22 protein-coding genes are annotated in these 15,533 nt (G+C 56.4%); 12 read left to right on the top strand and 10 right to left on the bottom strand.

Translation table 11 applies throughout. The features are described from left to right. Positions 1 to 29 precede the first annotated feature (29 nt). Together RUA4292_RS19255 and RUA4292_RS19250 are read left to right on the top strand one after the other, a co-directional pair. Positions 30 to 1,235: a GNAT family N-acetyltransferase gene (locus tag RUA4292_RS19255; protein WP_058279070.1), complete on the top strand. Its 1,206-nt coding sequence runs from the start codon at positions 30 to 32 to the stop codon at positions 1,233 to 1,235. Further along, the gene (locus tag RUA4292_RS19250; protein WP_058275007.1) at positions 1,213 to 1,506 is read left to right on the top strand and encodes a 4a-hydroxytetrahydrobiopterin dehydratase; all 294 of its coding nucleotides are present in this window, start codon (positions 1,213 to 1,215) and stop codon (positions 1,504 to 1,506) included. The genes RUA4292_RS19255 and RUA4292_RS19250 overlap by 23 nt, the downstream gene beginning before the upstream one ends. On the opposite strand, the gene RUA4292_RS19245 is transcribed toward RUA4292_RS19250, so the two are convergent. The 4 genes from RUA4292_RS19245 to RUA4292_RS19230 all read right to left on the bottom strand — a co-directional run bounded on the left by RUA4292_RS19245 (position 1,503) and on the right by RUA4292_RS19230 (position 3,040). Further along, the gene (locus RUA4292_RS19245) at positions 1,503 to 1,811 is read right to left on the bottom strand and encodes a hypothetical protein (RefSeq protein WP_058279069.1); all 309 of its coding nucleotides are present in this window, start codon (positions 1,809 to 1,811) and stop codon (positions 1,503 to 1,505) included. The two genes, RUA4292_RS19250 and RUA4292_RS19245, sit on opposite strands and share 4 nt — an antisense overlap. A gap of 33 nt (positions 1,812 to 1,844) precedes the next feature. After that, a complete protein-coding gene (locus tag RUA4292_RS19240; RefSeq protein ID WP_233493502.1) occupies positions 1,845 to 2,195 on the bottom strand; it encodes an EF-hand domain-containing protein in 351 nt (116 codons plus the stop codon). Between the two features lie 10 nt (positions 2,196 to 2,205). Beyond that, complete coding sequence (locus RUA4292_RS19235) at positions 2,206 to 2,451, bottom strand: glycine zipper 2TM domain-containing protein (protein WP_058279068.1); 246 nt, start codon at positions 2,449 to 2,451, stop codon at positions 2,206 to 2,208. A 103-nt stretch (positions 2,452 to 2,554) separates the two neighbouring features. Beyond that, on the bottom strand, positions 2,555 to 3,040 hold the full coding sequence (locus RUA4292_RS19230) for a peroxiredoxin (RefSeq protein ID WP_058279067.1): 486 nt from the start codon (positions 3,038 to 3,040) through the stop codon (positions 2,555 to 2,557). Positions 3,041 to 3,139: 99 nt separating this feature from the next. On the opposite strand from RUA4292_RS19230, the gene RUA4292_RS19225 reads away from it, so the two are divergent. Genes RUA4292_RS19225 through RUA4292_RS19210 form a run of 4 tightly spaced genes read left to right on the top strand, consistent with a single transcriptional unit; the run spans position 3,140 to position 5,745 of the window. Further along, entirely contained in the window at positions 3,140 to 4,351 is a 1,212-nt protein-coding gene (locus RUA4292_RS19225; protein ID WP_058279066.1) for an NAD(P)/FAD-dependent oxidoreductase, read from the top strand. Beyond that, complete coding sequence (gene rsmD, locus RUA4292_RS19220) at positions 4,348 to 4,905, top strand: 16S rRNA (guanine(966)-N(2))-methyltransferase RsmD (RefSeq protein ID WP_058279065.1); 558 nt, start codon at positions 4,348 to 4,350, stop codon at positions 4,903 to 4,905. The genes RUA4292_RS19225 and rsmD overlap by 4 nt, the downstream gene beginning before the upstream one ends. Position 4,906: 1 nt before the next feature. Beyond that, the gene (locus tag RUA4292_RS19215) at positions 4,907 to 5,542 is read left to right on the top strand and encodes an HAD family hydrolase (protein ID WP_058279064.1); all 636 of its coding nucleotides are present in this window, start codon (positions 4,907 to 4,909) and stop codon (positions 5,540 to 5,542) included. 23 nt (positions 5,543 to 5,565) lie between these two features. Then, on the top strand, positions 5,566 to 5,745 hold the full coding sequence (locus RUA4292_RS19210; RefSeq protein WP_058279063.1) for a hypothetical protein: 180 nt from the start codon (positions 5,566 to 5,568) through the stop codon (positions 5,743 to 5,745). On the opposite strand, the gene map is transcribed toward RUA4292_RS19210, so the two are convergent. Beyond that, a complete protein-coding gene (map, locus tag RUA4292_RS19205) occupies positions 5,733 to 6,545 on the bottom strand; it encodes a type I methionyl aminopeptidase (protein WP_058279062.1) in 813 nt (270 codons plus the stop codon). The two genes, RUA4292_RS19210 and map, sit on opposite strands and share 13 nt — an antisense overlap. A gap of 200 nt (positions 6,546 to 6,745) precedes the next feature. On the opposite strand from map, the gene RUA4292_RS19200 reads away from it, so the two are divergent. Beyond that, a complete protein-coding gene (locus RUA4292_RS19200; protein WP_058279061.1) occupies positions 6,746 to 7,561 on the top strand; it encodes a class I SAM-dependent methyltransferase in 816 nt (271 codons plus the stop codon). Positions 7,562 to 7,588: 27 nt separating this feature from the next. Here RUA4292_RS19200 and sfsA read toward each other — a convergent pair whose 3' ends face one another. After that, on the bottom strand, positions 7,589 to 8,305 hold the full coding sequence (sfsA, locus tag RUA4292_RS19195; protein WP_058279060.1) for a DNA/RNA nuclease SfsA: 717 nt from the start codon (positions 8,303 to 8,305) through the stop codon (positions 7,589 to 7,591). A gap of 39 nt (positions 8,306 to 8,344) precedes the next feature. Beyond that, positions 8,345 to 9,100: an SDR family NAD(P)-dependent oxidoreductase gene (locus RUA4292_RS19190; protein ID WP_058279059.1), complete on the bottom strand. Its 756-nt coding sequence runs from the start codon at positions 9,098 to 9,100 to the stop codon at positions 8,345 to 8,347. A 99-nt stretch (positions 9,101 to 9,199) separates the two neighbouring features. On the opposite strand from RUA4292_RS19190, the gene RUA4292_RS19185 reads away from it, so the two are divergent. The 5 genes from RUA4292_RS19185 (at position 9,200) to RUA4292_RS19165 (ending at position 12,749) form a co-directional block, all read left to right on the top strand. Next, complete coding sequence (locus RUA4292_RS19185; RefSeq protein WP_058279058.1) at positions 9,200 to 9,763, top strand: TetR/AcrR family transcriptional regulator; 564 nt, start codon at positions 9,200 to 9,202, stop codon at positions 9,761 to 9,763. Between the two features lie 70 nt (positions 9,764 to 9,833). Then, complete coding sequence (locus RUA4292_RS19180) at positions 9,834 to 10,556, top strand: competence/damage-inducible protein A (protein WP_058279057.1); 723 nt, start codon at positions 9,834 to 9,836, stop codon at positions 10,554 to 10,556. After that, positions 10,553 to 11,272, top strand: coding sequence for a GNAT family N-acetyltransferase (locus RUA4292_RS19175; RefSeq protein WP_058279056.1), 720 nt, complete (start codon positions 10,553 to 10,555; stop codon positions 11,270 to 11,272). Before RUA4292_RS19180 ends, RUA4292_RS19175 begins: the two co-directional genes overlap by 4 nt. A 5-nt stretch (positions 11,273 to 11,277) precedes the next feature. Next, entirely contained in the window at positions 11,278 to 11,850 is a 573-nt protein-coding gene (locus RUA4292_RS19170) for a peroxidase-related enzyme (RefSeq protein ID WP_058279341.1), read from the top strand. Beyond that, positions 11,847 to 12,749 carry an OmpA family protein gene (locus RUA4292_RS19165; protein WP_058279055.1) on the top strand — a complete coding sequence of 301 codons (903 nt, stop codon included), beginning with the start codon at positions 11,847 to 11,849 and terminating at the stop codon, positions 12,747 to 12,749. The genes RUA4292_RS19170 and RUA4292_RS19165 overlap by 4 nt, the downstream gene beginning before the upstream one ends. Before the next feature lie 510 nt (positions 12,750 to 13,259). Here the strand turns inward: RUA4292_RS19165 and RUA4292_RS19160 are convergent. The 3 genes from RUA4292_RS19160 to RUA4292_RS19150 are packed head-to-tail and all read right to left on the bottom strand — an operon-like array spanning position 13,260 to position 15,139. Continuing rightward, entirely contained in the window at positions 13,260 to 13,742 is a 483-nt protein-coding gene (locus RUA4292_RS19160; protein WP_233493344.1) for a hypothetical protein, read from the bottom strand. Positions 13,743 to 13,779: 37 nt separating this feature from the next. Further along, positions 13,780 to 14,586 (bottom strand): hypothetical protein, encoded by an 807-nt coding sequence (locus RUA4292_RS19155; RefSeq protein WP_233493345.1) that lies wholly within the window; start codon positions 14,584 to 14,586, stop codon positions 13,780 to 13,782. Positions 14,587 to 14,623: 37 nt separating this feature from the next. Then, on the bottom strand, positions 14,624 to 15,139 hold the full coding sequence (locus RUA4292_RS19150) for a DUF805 domain-containing protein (RefSeq protein ID WP_058276460.1): 516 nt from the start codon (positions 15,137 to 15,139) through the stop codon (positions 14,624 to 14,626). Between the last annotated feature and the right edge of the window lie 394 nt (positions 15,140 to 15,533).

Here is a 15,533-nt window from a genome sequence, read left to right as displayed (position 1 = left end):
CACAGATAAAGATCAGAGGCGGAGGGCAAATGGATCAGGCACAGATCGAGGTTCGGGTGCTGGGCTCGCTGTCGCAGATATCTGCGGCGGAATGGGACAGCTGCGCCTGTCCCGAGGTTGCCGATGACGGCCGTCCGCTTGATCCGTTCACCACCCACCGGTTTCTGCTTGCGCTTGAACACAGCGGCTCGGTCGGGCGCGGAACTGGCTGGCAACCGCAATACCTGACGGCCTATCTGGACGGGATGCTGATTGCGGCGGCGCCGATGTATGCCAAATCCCACAGTCAAGGCGAATACATCTTCGACCACAACTGGGCGCATGCCTATGAAGGTGCCGGGGGTCGTTATTATCCCAAGCTGCAGATCGCCGTCCCGTTCACACCCGCAACAGGTCGGCGTTTTCTGGTGCGCCCCGGCTATGACTCGGTTGGCATGTCTGCGCTGGTGCAGGGGGCGGTGCAATTGGCTGCGGATAATCAGGTGTCTTCGGTCCACGCAACCTTCTGCACCGAAGCGGAGGCGTTGGCGGGCGAACAGATGGGCCTTATGCTGCGTCAGTCGCAGCAGTTTCACTGGCTGAATGACGAATATCAAGATTTCGACGGATTTCTTGCGGCGTTGTCATCGCGCAAGCGCAAGAATATCCGCAAAGAACGCGCGCAGGCCATCGATTTTGGCGGCGAAATCCGCACTCTGACAGGGGATGACCTGCGCCCCGAACATTGGGATGCCTTCTGGCAGTTTTATCAGGACACCGGGTCCCGTAAATGGGGCGTGCCTTATCTTACCCGCCAATTCTTTGATATCGCACATGAAACTATGGCGGACGACATGGCCTTGGTGCTGGCTGAACGGGACGGATACCCCATCGCCGGGGCTTTGAATTTCATCGGTCGCGAAACGCTTTTTGGGCGGTATTGGGGTTGCACTGAACATCACGCCTGCCTGCATTTCGAACTGTGCTATTATAGGGCGATCGATTTTGCCATTGCGGAAGGTCTGGCGCGGGTAGAAGCAGGCGCGCAGGGTGAACATAAGCTGGCGCGCGGTTATTTGCCCACGCGCACGCATAGCTTGCATTGGGTCAATGACCCGGGCTTTGCCGATGCGATCAAGAAATATCTGGACGCCGAGGCCCACGCAGTGGGAGAAGAGATCGAGATTCTGACAGATTACGGTCCGTTCAGAAATCGAATCCGGAGGAACAGCAATGACGGAACTATTGTCGACTGAAACTCGCGGCCCTCTTCTTGATCCGCTGTTCGACAACGGCTGGACCATGGTCACCGACCGGGACGCAATTACCAAGACCTTCATATTCGAGGATTTTGTTCATGCCTTTGGCTGGATGACCCAGGTGGCGATCTTTGCCGAGAAATGGAACCACCATCCCGAATGGTCAAACGTGTACCGCACGGTCGAGGTCGTCCTATCCACCCATGATGTGGGCGGTTTGTCAGCGCTGGATGCCAAGTTGGCGCGTAAAATGGACAGCCTCGTTTAACGGTCTCCTCTGGATCCCATGCCGCCGGCCAGAGAAGCTATTTCACCCAGACGACGGAAATCGGCGGGTGTGACCGTGCCGTTGCTGACGTCGATGTCTCGTGGAATACCGGTTGTCCGATTCCCAACCGAACGAACGCTGCGCGCCGCCGGATTGATGTCCAAACAACGCGTATCATAGCACGTCAGGCCCGAAGTACTTATCTGGATCTGGGGCTGTCCGTTCGGTCCGGTCACCACGGGGGCCTGCGGCGCATCACAGGCGGCAAGAAACCCCAGAATGCCGAGGGCTATCCACTTTTTCATACCACACTCCTATCGTTCAGCCCGGTCGTGCGATCAATCCAACTGGCCGTTTCCGTCCTGATCGGCGGCCAGGAAATCATCGCCCATCTGCTGGTCATACTCTGATCGTGAAATAAAGCTGTCGTTGTTGCGGTCAACGTTTTGAAACCGCTTTATGTCCAGAAACGGCTTGGCTTCTTCCAGACCCAGCGTTCCGTTCTTGTCTTCGTCCATGGCCTGAAAAGCATAATCCGAAAAGGCGTTGAACTCGTCCTTGGACAGGAAGCCATCGTTGTTGGAATCAATGGCGTTCAGTTCCTTTTCGTGCAGTTCAGCCACTGTTTCCGCCAAGGTTGGACTGGCCACCAGAATGATCGTTGTCGTTAGAATAGCTGTTTTCATCATCATTCTCTCCTCAGCACGCGTAACGCTGGCCCGAGACACCGCCCGTGACGGCCCCTGCCGCGGTCAGGATGTCCTTGCCGGTACCACCACCGAATTGATTGCCAATCGCCCCGCCGATCAGTGCGCCGCCTAGTGTTCCGCCGAGGCAGGCGATCTCATGCTGTCGTGCTTGCTGCTGTTGAGGTGTCGGGGCCGGGCCACACGCTGCCAGCGCGCCTGCAACACCCAGAATGACTGTGATGACTTTGAGCTTCATCAAAAAACTCCCTGAATGAATGGGGCAAGTATCGACCCATCAGGAAGTTGCATCAAGTGAAATAGGGTTAACGTGGCCCCGGCTGTACCGGGGCCCGAGTGACCTAGATGGCCTCAAGCAGACCTTCACCCGCGGAAATCTCGCAGGCACCGGGGTTTTCCTCGAGGTTCAGCGCAACGACTTTGCCATCTTCGACCAACATCGCATAGCGCTTTGAGCGCGCAAGCAGGCCGACGGGCGGGGCGTCGAAATCCATACCAATGGCCTTGGTGAATTCGGATGCGGCGTCGGCCAGCATGGTCAGGCCTGCGCCTGTCGCGCCAGTGGCTTCGCCCCATGCGCTCATTACAAAGGGGTCGTTGACCGAGACGCAGATGATTTCGTCCACGCCCTTGGCGTCGAACTGTTCCTTGGTGCGCATAAAGCTGGGCACATGGGCCGAGTGGCAGGTCGGCGTGAATGCGCCGGGCACAGCAAAGATCACAACTTTGCGACCTTTGGTCTTGTCTGAAATCCGAACCTCTTCGGGCCCTTCTGCGCCCATTTGAGTCAACGTTGCGTCGGGAAGCGTATCACCGGTTGATATCATCTTGTTCCTCCTGTCGATTGGATTTGCAGAGTCGGCCTCAGCCGCAATATAGGTGAGCCAGAGAATGAAACCACGGGAATTTGACAGGGCAGGACGAAGATGAGCCATATTGTTGTGATCGGAGCCGGGCAGGCGGGATCATCTCTTGTTGCAAGACTGCGCAAGGACGGGTTTGAAGGCGATATCACGCTGATCGGTGCCGAGCAGCATCTGCCCTATCAGCGCCCCCCACTGTCCAAAGCTTATCTGCTGGGTGAGATGGAGCTTGAACGCCTGTTCCTACGCCCCGAAAGTTTCTACGCCGAAAACAACATCACCCTGCGTCTGGGTCAGCGCGTGACCGCGATCGACCCCAAGGCCAAGACCGTGACCCTGGGTGACGAGGTGATTTCATATGACGAACTGGCCCTGACCACTGGTTCCGACCCGCGTTACCTGCCTGCTGCCATTGGCGGTGATCTCGAAGGCGTCCATGTTGTGCGCGACCTGACCCATATCGACGAGATGGAGCCCCGCGTTAAAGAGGGCGCCCGCGCCCTGATCGTTGGTGGTGGCTATATCGGGCTTGAGGCGGCTGCCGTCTGTGCCAAGCGCGGGGTCAAGGTTACTCTGGTCGAGATGGCGGAACGGATTTTGCAACGCGTCGCGGCACCGGAAACCAGCGATTACTTCCGTGCTCTGCATTCCGAATTCGGTGCCGACATTCGTGAAGGCGTCGGGCTGGATCGTCTGGTCGGCGAAGGCGGCAAGGTCACCGGAGCCATTCTGACTGATGGCACCAAGCTTGAGGTTGATTTCGTCGTGGTTGGTGTGGGCATCGCACCCTCGACCCAATTGGCCGAGATGACCGGGTTGGAATTGGACAACGGCATCAAAACGGATGCCCATGGCCGCACCTCTGATCCGGCTATCTGGGCGGCGGGCGATTGCGCTTCGTTCCCACATGATGGTGGCCGTATCCGGCTGGAAAGTGTACCGAATGCCATTGATCAGGCCGAGATCGTTGCTCAGAACATGCTGGGTGCCGCCAAAGACTATGTGGCGACGCCGTGGTTCTGGTCGGACCAGTATGACGTCAAACTACAGATCGCAGGTCTGAACACCGGCTATGACAGCGTGGTGACCCGCAAGGGCGACGGGCAGACGGTGTCCTTCTGGTATTACAAAGGCGACCAGCTGATCGCGGTCGACGCCATGAATGACCCACGTGCCTATATGGTGGGCAAACGCCTGATTGATGCAGGCAAAACGGCCGACCCGGCCGTCGTGGCCGACCCAGACGCGGACCTGAAACCGCTGCTCAAAGCGTGAGGATCATTGCCGGAGAGTTCCGGGGCCGCGCGCTGGCTTCGGTCGGCAAAGGCGATGCCGGGGCGCATCTGCGTCCCACCACTGACCGCGTGCGTGAAAGCCTGTTTAATGTGCTGAGCCATCAGATCGACTTTGAAGGGCTGCGTGTTCTGGACCTTTTTGCCGGCACCGGAGCACTGGGGCTTGAGGCGCTGTCGCGCGGCGCGGCGCATGTGACGTTCGTGGATGACGGTCGTGTGGCGCAGGGACTGATCCGTAAGAACATTGATCTAACCCAAAGCAAGGATCGTACCGATCTGATCCGTCGCGACGCGACTCGGTTGGGTGACAATCCGGGCACGCCTTGTGATCTGGTTTTTCTTGATCCGCCTTACGGCAAAAGCCTGGGACAAAAGGCGCTTGCGACGCTCACTCAAGGGGGGTGGCTGGCAAAAGACGCCTTGATCGTCTGGGAAGAAAACGCCCCCATGGAGGCGCCAGAAGGGTTTGACCTGCACAATACGCGTAAATACGGCGACACGCATATTTCGCTGATGTGGCGGGCAGAGGTCTGACATGCACGATCTGGTCATTTTCGATTGCGATGGTGTGCTGGTCGATAGTGAGGTTCTGTCCAACCAGGTTTTGATCGACAGCTTTGCGAGATATGGGCTGAACCTGTCTTTGGCGGAGTGCATGGCGCTTTTCGTCGGCGGTACGATGACCGGTGTCCGCGAAAAGGCCCGGGCGCTGGGCGCGGACCTGCCGGAAAATTGGATCGAACAAATCTATTCGGAAATCTATGAGGTTTTGCGTGCCGGTACACCTTTGGTTGCGGGTGTTCCCGAGTTATTGGGTCAGTTGGATTCATTGGGTATTCCGTATTGCGTCGCCTCGAATGGCCGCCCGGAAAAGATGCAGATCACCCTGGGCCAGAACGGGTTGTGGGACAGGTTCCGGGATGTGATGTTTTCGGCGCATGTTCTGGGGGTGGGTAAACCCGATCCTGCTTTGTTCATTGCAGCAGCGCAGCATTTCGGTGCCAAGTCCCCGGTCGTCATCGAAGACAGCGAAAGCGGAGTGACCGCTGCCAAGTGCGCCGATATGCGGTGCCTTGGGTATGCGGCCCATCACGACGGTGCGCGGTTGGCTGCACTAGGTGCTGAGGTCTTTGACGACATGGCGCAAGTGCCAAAGCTTTTGGGTCTATAGCCCATTTATGCTAGGTTTGGCGGATGGACCGCACCGCCACCTCTCTGTTCTGGACCCACTCACAGGCCGCTGAAACTCACACCGGACCCGCGCCCAAGCCTTTGCGCGCGCCCGTGCTCATCCACGACGCGATTACGCCGTGGGGCACGGATACATTGCTGCTGAAACTGCTGCGCGAGCAGGCCGCCGATCAGGACGGATAGGTCGGATGGAATTTATTGCCCGGTGACAGGGTAAAGATATCGACACCATCAGCCGTCACACCCACCGAGTGTTCGAACTGCGCAGACAGCGACTTGTCGCGGGTCACCGCAGTCCAGTCATCGGCTAGTGTTTTCGTCTCAGGGCGGCCAAGGTTCACCATCGGTTCGATGGTAAAGAACATGCCCTCCTCCAGAACCGCGCCGGTGCCCGGACGGCCATAGTGCAGCACGTTTGGCGGCGCGTGGAATACCCTACCCAGACCGTGGCCACAGAAATCGCGCACGACGCTCATCCGATGCGCCTCGACATAGGCCTGAATGGCGTGGCCGATATCACCGAAGGTGTTGCCCGGCTTGACCGCCTCGATGCCTTTGAACAGGGCATCATGTGTCACTTGGACCAGACGCTCAGCCTTGCGGGGCAGTTTGCCCGCAACATACATGCGCGAAGTATCGCCGAACCAGCCGTCTACGATGACCGTAACGTCGATGTTCAGAATGTCGCCATCCTTCAGCTTCTTGTCACCGGGAATGCCATGGCAGACCACGTGATTCACGCTGATACAGCTGGCATGCTGATAGCCCTTGTAGCCAATTGTTGCCGATGTCGCGCCTGCATCCTCGACCATCTGCGTGATCATGCCGTCAAGCGCCCCAGTGGTCTGGCCCGGAAAGACATGTTCTGCAATATCGTCGAGTATCCGCGCGGCCAAGGCCCCTGCGGCGTGCATGCCAGCAAAGTCACCCTGTTCGTAAATGCGGATGCCGTCTTTTGTCAGGCGGCCACGATGTTCTTTCATCGACGCTAAGCTCCAAATGTTGCGCGCAGCCTGCCTTTTACGCTGCTTGTGCAGAAAGTTCCAGAGGGTGCGCGTTTGCGGGTGTTAAATGGCGCGGAATGCCCCCGGATCAAGGCTGCAAAGCCTGTCAAATTCGCTCAAAATCAAATTTTCAGATAGAATGTTGTTTTTTCCCAGTGAGATCGTTTTGGAGGGTCGAAATGTCCAGCAATTCTGCCAGTTTTATCGGTGAAATTCCACACCATTACGATCAGGGTCTGGGACCAAACATTTTCGTAGACTATGCCGACAGGTTAACCGGGCTGTGTGGCGGCCTTGAAACGGGTCGCGTTCTGGAGCTTGCCGCAGGAACGGGAATTGTCAGCCGTAAGCTGCGCGACGCGTTAAACCCGTCTGTTTTACTGACGGTTACGGACCTTAGTCCGCCCATGTTGGAGATTGCAAAAGCAAAGTTCTCCGGCAGTGAGAATGTCGAGTTTGTCCAAGCGAACGCAATGGAACTGCCCTTCGAAGACAACAGTTTTGACCTGATCGTTTGCCAATTTGGCGCGATGTTCTTTCCAGACAAAACTGCGTCATATCGCGAAGCTGCCCGTGTTCTGAAGCCAGGTGGCCGGTACGTTTTCAACGTCTGGAGCGATATGTCCGAAAACCCGTTTTCCGAGATAGCTCACAAAGCGGCGATGACGTTCTTTCCCGAAAACCCACCGGGATTCTACAAGGTCCCGTTCCACTATGGCGACCCCGACATCGTACACGCGGACCTTGCGGCCGCAGGTTGGGGAACCGTTACGCACGAAACCATCAGGCTGAACAAACCAATCGCCGACCTTGAGAAATTTGCGACAGCTCTGGTGTATGGAAATCCGTTGATTGACGAAATCAGAGCGCGCGGAGGCGTCGATCCGGATGCGGTTGTGGCCGAAATGCTGTCGGCGCTGCGGTCCAGATTTGTGGCCAGTGATATGGTGATGCCCCTGTCAGCAACCCAGTTCGAATGCCGAAACAAGGCGTGAACCGGACCTGACGGTGGGCGGGTGACATTATCCGGGCAGGTTAAAGTCCCCGAACCGTGTGGTATCCACCCAAACACCGTCGGGCGAAATTTGCGTACCATAAACCAATCGCTCGACACCCTTCGCCTGTGCTGTCTCAAATGCTGCCGCATAGGCCGCGTCTATATCCGCCGCCAAACCAAACCGATCGCAATCGGTGCGTTGCACCAGATACAACATGATCGCGCGATGTCCTTGTGTCACCATGGCCGTCAGCTCTCCTAGATGTTTGGTACCGCGTGCGGTGACGCTGTCGGGGAACTCTGCCAGACTTGGTTCACGGGACAGGGTCACGCTTTTGACCTCGACATAGGCGTCGGGCAGGCCAGGTTGCGTCAGCAGAAAATCAATACGGCTGTTTTCGCCGTACTTCACCTCGGGACGGACGGTTTCATAGGCTGCAAGCTCAGGTATTTCGCCGGTCTCAAGGGACGCGCGCAGGGCTTTGTTGGGCACCGAGGTATCAACGCCGGTAAAATGCCCATTCTCATGATCGACCAGGCGCCAGCCGTATTTTAGCTTCTTCTTCGGGTCGTCGTTGGGCTCCAGCCAGATCTTCTCGCCGGTTTCCGCCAGGCCCATCATTGACCCCGGATTGGCGCAATGGGCGGTTACTTCACGCCCGTCCTCCAACTGGCAATCGGCCAGGAAGCGTTTGTAGCGGCGGATCAGGCGGGCGGGGATCAATGGGGTGGCAAACTTCATGCCACCCGGCTTAACGTGCGCCCGCCCGTATGGGAAGTGTCAGACGAGGCCCGCCATTACGCCACCATCAACATCCCAGACTGCCCCAGTGACCCAACCCGCATCATCGGACAGAAGGTGGGTGACGGTATGCGCCACATCCTCGGGCCGACCGACGCGGCCGATCGGGTGGAAAGCGTCGAAAGCATCGGTCAAGGTCGCCTCGATCTGGTCCGGTGCGATGAAGGCACCATAGATGGGGGTCACCACCACCGCCGGAGAAACGGCGTTCACTCGGATCTTATGTTCCGCCAGTTCCATTGCCAGATGCTGCGTCAGGGAATGAAGCCCGGCTTTGGCCATCGAATAGGCCGAGGACGGTGTGGCGCGAACTGCCTGTTTTGCCCACATAGAGCCTATGTTAACGATATTTCCGCCTCCGTTGGCTATCATGTTTTCGACCACGGCCTGCGTGATGAAAAAGGTCGCACGGTTCAGGTCCAGATAGCTGTCGTAATCCTCGGCCGTGTTTTCCATGAACGGTTTTGGCGCGAATGTCCCGGCTGCATTCACCAATCCCTGAATGTGACGCGTGTCCGATTTGATCTGGTTGATCAGTCTTTCGACGTCTGCCGTGTCACGCAGGTTCGCGCGGTATATGTCCGCGTTGTCGCCAAGTTCCGCTTTCGCCGCGTCCAGTTTGCCAGTGGATGACCCGACAAGGGTCACGTGCCCGCCGCTTGCTATGATTTGGCGCGCTGTGGCCAGACCCATTCCGCTGGATCCGCCGACGATAAGTGTTGTTGTCTGTGTCATGATCAGATTCCCTATCTACTGATAGGTAGATATATTGAATTTGAAATCTGAAGTACAACCCCCTATCTAGTGGTAGGTAATTTTTAGATTGATGAGCAGATGCCCAAAACGGAAAAACCCCTGTCAGAAACTGCCAGCCGTATTTTGGATGTGGCCGAGCGTATGGCGCGACAAGGCGGGTATTATGCCTTCAGTTTTCGCGACATCGCGTCTGAAATCGGCATCAAATCGGCCAGCATTCACTACCATTTTCCCACCAAGGAAGCTTTGGGCGAGGCGCTGGTTACCCGTTACACTGATCGGTTCCTGGGGGCGTTGGGGCGGTTGGACGAAGCCACGCCTTTGGAATCTCTTGAACAATATGTGGCGGCATATCGACAAGCATTGATCGAACAGGACCTGATGTGCCTGTGCGGTATGTTCGGTGCTGAAATCGCAAGGTTGCCGGACCCGGTCGCCAGAAGAACGCGTGAGTTTTTCGAACGCAATCTCGTATGGCTGGAAACTGTCTTCAGGGCCGCCGGTGCCACAAACCCCGAAGCGCGCGCCGGTGAAACGATCGCCCATTTAGAAGGAGCGATGATCCTAGCTCGGTCGATGAACGATATGGACCTGTTCCAACGCGTCACTGCCGATTTGCCTGCCCAAGCGTTGCGAGAATGACAAACGGGCCTTGCGAGGTTCAGCAGGAACGATATCTTGCGGCCTGTGCCATTTCAGGAAAGGACAGGTCATGCCGAACCCAACCGCAGCAATGCTTGTGATCGGGGATGAAATCCTGTCGGGACGCACCCGGGATGCGAACATGCATTACCTTGCGCAGGAACTGACCAAGCAGGGCATCGATCTTAAAGAGGTTCGTATGGTCAGCGATGACGCCACTGCCATCGAACAGGCCGTGCGCGCCCTGTCGGACTGCTTTGATCATGTGTTCACCAGCGGCGGAATAGGCCCGACCCATGACGATATCACAGCCGACTGCATTGCCCGCGCCTTTGGTGCATCGATTGACGCGCGCGCCGACGCCCGAGCGCTGTTGGAGCGGCACTATGAGAACTCCGGGTTGGAACTGAACGCAGCGCGCCTGCGTATGGCGCGTATTCCGGATGGGGCGACATTGATCGATAATCCCGTTTCGACCGCACCAGGGTTCACGCTTGGGAATGTGCATGTGATGGCGGGTATCCCCACAATCTTTCAGGCCATGGTCGCCAGCGTTCTGCCAAAGCTGACCGGTGGCGATCCCCTGTTGTCGCAAACGCTGCGGATCAACCGGGGTGAAGGTGAAATCGCCTCGATCCTGTCCGCACTGGCCGAAGATTTCCCGGATCTCGCCATCGGCAGCTATCCGTTTCAGGTGAACGGCGTATTCGGCTCTAACGTTGTGATTCGGGGTACCAACGGATCACAAATTGATGCGGCGACGACCCGGTTGGCGAAAGAGCTGGAGCTTTGAGCGTTGACTGGGCTGACATCGTCGACGGCACCTGGCCAGCGGCTGGGTATAGTACTTTAGGCCCGTTTCGCCTGCGGCAAGGATTGGGTGGCGGTTCGCGAGTTTCCTCTGCCAATGCGCTGGCTCCGGCGACTGATGCGGAAATAAATGACGCCGAACAGGCAATGCGCGTGATGGGTCAGCGGCCCATGTTCTGCCTGCGACCGGGAGACGAACGGCTGGATCAGCAGCTTGCGGATCGTGGCTATGACATTCTTGATCCCGTCAACATCTACCAATGCCCGGTCGAGCACCTGACAGATACTCCGATCCCTCGGGTCACCGCCTTTACCATCTGGAGTCCGCTGGCGATCATGAACGAGATCTGGGCGCAAGGCGGGATCGGTCCGGAACGGCGGGCCATCATGGACCGGGCCGAGGGGTCGAAAACGGGAATACTCCTGCGTCATTCCGATCACCCGGCGGGGACCGGTTTCGTCGCTATTCACGACGACGTAGCCATGGTCCATGCGCTGGAAATCCTGCCAGCCCACCGGCGTCAGGGCTTGGGAAAATGGGCTATGCGCGCGGCTGCAATCTGGGCGCAGAAGAACGGCGCAAAAACGCTGAGCGTGATCTGCACCAAGGCCAATGACGGGGCAAATGGTCTTTACCATGCGCTCGGGATGGAGATCACCGGAGAATACCATTACCGTCAGCTTGTCCAAGGAGAGTGACCACCGTGACCGACCAAACCCTGCCCACCGCGCTGGACCTGCCGATGGTGGATCCTCTGCCGCCTGAGACGCAGAAGTACTTTGATATCTGTGTCGAAAAACTGGGCTTTGTGCCTAATGTTTTAAAGGCTTATGCGTTCGACATCGACAAGCTGAACGCGTTTACGGCGAATTATAACGACCTGATGTTGGGTGACAGCGGGTTGTCAAAACTGGAACGCGAAATGATTGCGGTGGTCGTGTCCGCGATCAACAAGTGCTTTTACTGTCTGGTGGCCCATGGTGCAGCTGTTCGGCAATTGTCGGGCAATCCGCAATTGGGCGAGATGCTGGTTATGAACTACCGCGTGGCCCCTCTGGTCGATCGTCAACGCGCCATGCTGGATTTTGCTGCCAAGATGACAACCGCCAGTACCGAGATCGAAGAACCTGATCGCCAACATCTGCGCGATGTTGGTTTCAGCGATCGGGACATTTGGGACATTGCCAATGTGACCGGCTTTTTCAACATGTCGAACCGAGTGGCCAGCGCAACTGCGATGGCCCCGAACGACGAATACCACGCGCAGGCCCGATGATCCGAACTGCTGCCCTTTTTCTGATGATGATGGCCAGTCAGGGTCTTGCACAGAACCTGACGTTGCCCTCTGGCGCACGGCTGGTCAGCGAACGGACCAGCGAATTGGACAGTTATGAGCTGCCAATCGGCCCTTTCGTTGACGGTGCAGTGCCCGCAAGAGAGGTTGAAGGAAAGGTCGAACGGTTTACCTGGCGATTGCAATCGGGCTCTAGCACCACGCTGCAATTGCTGGCCCCACTGCGGGATCAGATCGCCGCACAAGGCTACGAGATCCTGCTTGAGTGTCAGGCCAAAACGTGTGGCGGGTTCGATTTTCGTTTTGGCACCGAAGTCGTGCCAACACCCGACATGTATGTGGCCATTCAGGACTATCGCTTTTTGTCCGCCATTAGGGGTGGCAACGTGGTCAGCCTGTTGGTCAGCCGCAATCCGCCTGACGGGTATGTGCAGATGATCCGCGTCACACCGGTGGGCGCAGAGGCTCCGCCGCCGCTTGTGATCGACGAGCCGGTCACGTCGCCCAGCGACCTGTTGGCCAGTTTGGAACAAAACGGCCACGCAATATTGGAAGATCTTCATTTTCGCACCGGAGAGATGACGTTGGGCGAGGGGCCTTTTGCGTCGCTGAAATTGGTTGCGGAGTTTCTGAACAAAAACCCAAATACCCGGTTGGCACTTGTAGGCCACACCGATGACACTGGTGCGCTGGATGCCAATATTTCGGTCAGTACCGGCCGGGCACAGGCCGTGCGCGCCCGGTTGATCCAGGCACATGGGATCGCGGCAGACCGGGTCGAGGCGCGTGGGATCGGCTATCTGGCCCCGCTCACCTCGAATGCCACGCCGGAAGGCCGCGACCTGAATCGCCGGGTCGAGGCGGTCTTGCTAGTTAACTGAAGCCTAAAAGCAGCGCTCATTTTGAAGTGAATGAGACTACACTCCTCCCATAGTGGACCAAACCAACGCCTTTTAGTTTTTTGATTCTCGGAGGAAGTAGTGGTGTGCCGCCTACACCTGCATCGGCCTATTCTCGAGCTTGATCTGCAAATAGCCCGCGCCGTTTGCCATGGGCAGGTTTACCAGCCTGAGTTTGCGCACCCGTTGGCCAGAGAATAGCACGGGCCAAGTTGACTGAGGTCACTCAGCTTGAAATGAAGAACTGTCTTTTTGCCTTGTTACTAGTCGCGATGAATGAACAGATCGCGATCTAATTGACCCTTATGTAGGTGCGCTCTTAACGCTGCATTTCCGACGTTGATTTCATTGAAGAGAATCTTGGAAGCGTGCCAATAACTTTGCGCGGTATTTGCGCATAACTTTGCACGATTTGCCCATAAGTTTGCGTGCCACAGAGAACCCATCGAACAAACCAGCTCCTATGGCTTATCCGCAATTCTCAAATGCAACTTATTCCCAATCGCCAGCAGACGAGCGCCACGTCTTAGCGTCCGCGTCCCAAACACTGGCGGTGACGCAAGGCGTTGGGTTTATTCCGTCGCAATTGGATCCATGAATATCTGCAACAACAACGCGTTGACGCCCAAAATCAACAACCGTCCAGCCCTGGTTGAGCAAGGATTGAACCTCTTCTTCAATCAAGAAGTGCGACATGCATCCGCCAGTTCCGCAGTAAAGAGATGCGGCGCTCGAACACGCAAAACCAGACTCATTCAGAACCCAGTCGCGTTGTAGATCTCCGTCGAGATCGACCCTTTCAACCGCGCCCCAGGCTATGTCAAACTGACCGTCGTTGAACGACGTGCAGGCTCGTGCCGCCAGATCAACCTTCGCCTGCAAACCGGGCGGAAGTTGCGATACATCTGCCGCGACAGCTGGTGAGGTCCAAACAAGGCCCGAAGCAAGCATAACCCCGGCGACCAAACATTTCATCTGACGCGCTATTTGGGAAGCTGGTTGGAAGGAGGTATCAATTGCACTGATCATACCTGTAGTCCCCATATTCCAGCCAGTTTGCCGAGCGTTCGCTAAAAATCAGAAACTCGGACCTGTCCTCCCCAAGCAGGGCGACGACAAATCCGGCGGGCGGTACAGAGTTTCCAAAGTAACTGTAGGCCGTCATGGCTCTGATCGACTCGCCGTTGACCGTTACTCGCGCGTCCCACTCCCCCTCTGGATTGTCCAAAATTACGGGTTCGATCACGCGCTCTATCGCTCCGCCACCACAATAAACGATGCCTTCGGGCGCTTCGTAGGAGGCCCCCTGGTTATTATCTGACTCGCAGGCGGAACGAAGGGACCGAATTGCCGCGCTGGAACCCTTCAAGTCAAAGATTCCGTAGCTGACATCTTGATCAATCATCGACAGATTAACCGATGCATTGGCCGCAAGCTGGTCCAGTACGAAACCATAGTCTTGCTGACTATTGAAACTGACCTCGACAGGATAATTGTCGACGATCTGCAAAGCCGCGTTTTCTGCGCCAACCTGAAATGCTCCAACTTCGGTGGTGCCGTTCTTCAAAAATCGAATGGAAAGCCCCTGCTTCTCCACAATGTCCTGGCTGTCCTCATATCCAGCCGGAGCAAAGCGGATACGGTCACACTGAAGCTCCAGCGTCATGTTTCCGGTCTGAATAAATGCATTGGGATTAGGCCCGGAGTTGACCGACCACTCCGCCGATGCTGTGGTCGCCATTCCCATCATCAACGCTCCAATGGAAATCGTTTTGAACCTCATTTTTTCTCTCCATGGTGTTACGTTTCGCGCAGTCATTCAGCAGAGATTCCGGCCCGTTACCTGTGCAACCAGATCAGGAAACAGGTTCGCCGTATTCGTTTGCGCCTTCTTGGGAAGGTCGCGTCAGCCACCAGATCATCAGGACAGACAGAACCAATTGAAGAATTGAGACAACAACAATACCAGTCATGCCCAGGACTGCCGCGGGTCCTCGCAATGCATCGGGGTTTTCCGTACCTTGCTCCAATACCGAAAAGAATGCCACGCCACCCCGCATAACAAAAAGCGTTGTAATGCTGAGCGCCATCGGCAGCAGCAAGTACCAGCCAGGTCGTCCTGTATCATGTAGCCTCCGCCAACCGGCGGCCAGCATAGGTATGAGAACAGCCAATTGGAAAACAAAGGACAGAACCTGAGATCCTTGCCCTGTTTCAGGGTCGGTCCCTAATAGGATCGTATCCAATACAGCCAAAGCAGCACTCACAAGTACCACAAACAAGAAGAACCACCAGTATTCTGAACGTATAGCCCGTCCGGAGAACTGGAAGTATTTCGATAAACAGGTTTTAACTGCTTCCACAAACCCCATTTTCAACCCTTTCTAAGTTTCTGTGCGGCCTCAGAACGCCTCGCTACCTAAAGGAACAGACTTGCCCTTCTGGGTTTTCCCACCTTCCTTTTGTGTTTGAACGCCAAAAAACTATCCTATGAAAAGGTAGCGAAGTTTGCGCGCGGAAAAAATATTGATTTATTAATAATTAGATTCAAACATGCGAATTCGACACAACTTTCATTTTACCTCCGTTGTTGTCGTTGCTGCTCGCTTTGCCGAGCCCTTCCGGCCGCTGGAGTGAGTGCTGGCAGCCGGAAGGCACTTTACACGGATCAGTCGTTGGGAGGGCGCGATGCTTAGACTTAACGTACTCGCCCTCTTTCCAGAGTTCGCTCTAGCTTTTGCCTGTGACTTCATTCGGTCATCCCAC

This window comes from Ruegeria atlantica (assembly GCF_001458195.1).
GTDB lineage: Bacteria > Pseudomonadota > Alphaproteobacteria > Rhodobacterales > Rhodobacteraceae > Ruegeria > Ruegeria atlantica.
This window is presented reverse-complemented; position numbering and strand designations above follow the sequence as displayed.

Coding starts and splice junctions, on each gene's coding strand:
- RUA4292_RS19255 (WP_058279070.1), top strand. CDS start 30: ATGGATCAGGCACAGATCGAGGTTCGGGTGCTGGGCTCGCTGTCGCAG.
- RUA4292_RS19250 (WP_058275007.1), top strand. CDS start 1,213: ATGACGGAACTATTGTCGACTGAAACTCGCGGCCCTCTTCTTGATCCG.
- RUA4292_RS19245 (WP_058279069.1), bottom strand. CDS start 1,811: ATGAAAAAGTGGATAGCCCTCGGCATTCTGGGGTTTCTTGCCGCCTGT.
- RUA4292_RS19240 (WP_233493502.1), bottom strand. CDS start 2,195: ATGATGAAAACAGCTATTCTAACGACAACGATCATTCTGGTGGCCAGT.
- RUA4292_RS19235 (WP_058279068.1), bottom strand. CDS start 2,451: ATGAAGCTCAAAGTCATCACAGTCATTCTGGGTGTTGCAGGCGCGCTG.
- RUA4292_RS19230 (WP_058279067.1), bottom strand. CDS start 3,040: ATGATATCAACCGGTGATACGCTTCCCGACGCAACGTTGACTCAAATG.
- RUA4292_RS19225 (WP_058279066.1), top strand. CDS start 3,140: ATGAGCCATATTGTTGTGATCGGAGCCGGGCAGGCGGGATCATCTCTT.
- RUA4292_RS19215 (WP_058279064.1), top strand. CDS start 4,907: ATGCACGATCTGGTCATTTTCGATTGCGATGGTGTGCTGGTCGATAGT.
- RUA4292_RS19210 (WP_058279063.1), top strand. CDS start 5,566: ATGGACCGCACCGCCACCTCTCTGTTCTGGACCCACTCACAGGCCGCT.
- map (WP_058279062.1), bottom strand. CDS start 6,545: ATGAAAGAACATCGTGGCCGCCTGACAAAAGACGGCATCCGCATTTAC.
- RUA4292_RS19200 (WP_058279061.1), top strand. CDS start 6,746: ATGTCCAGCAATTCTGCCAGTTTTATCGGTGAAATTCCACACCATTAC.
- sfsA (WP_058279060.1), bottom strand. CDS start 8,305: ATGAAGTTTGCCACCCCATTGATCCCCGCCCGCCTGATCCGCCGCTAC.
- RUA4292_RS19190 (WP_058279059.1), bottom strand. CDS start 9,100: ATGACACAGACAACAACACTTATCGTCGGCGGATCCAGCGGAATGGGT.
- RUA4292_RS19185 (WP_058279058.1), top strand. CDS start 9,200: ATGCCCAAAACGGAAAAACCCCTGTCAGAAACTGCCAGCCGTATTTTG.
- RUA4292_RS19180 (WP_058279057.1), top strand. CDS start 9,834: ATGCCGAACCCAACCGCAGCAATGCTTGTGATCGGGGATGAAATCCTG.
- RUA4292_RS19165 (WP_058279055.1), top strand. CDS start 11,847: ATGATCCGAACTGCTGCCCTTTTTCTGATGATGATGGCCAGTCAGGGT.
- RUA4292_RS19160 (WP_233493344.1), bottom strand. CDS start 13,742: ATGAAATGTTTGGTCGCCGGGGTTATGCTTGCTTCGGGCCTTGTTTGG.
- RUA4292_RS19155 (WP_233493345.1), bottom strand. CDS start 14,586: ATGACTGCGCGAAACGTAACACCATGGAGAGAAAAAATGAGGTTCAAA.
- RUA4292_RS19150 (WP_058276460.1), bottom strand. CDS start 15,139: ATGGGGTTTGTGGAAGCAGTTAAAACCTGTTTATCGAAATACTTCCAG.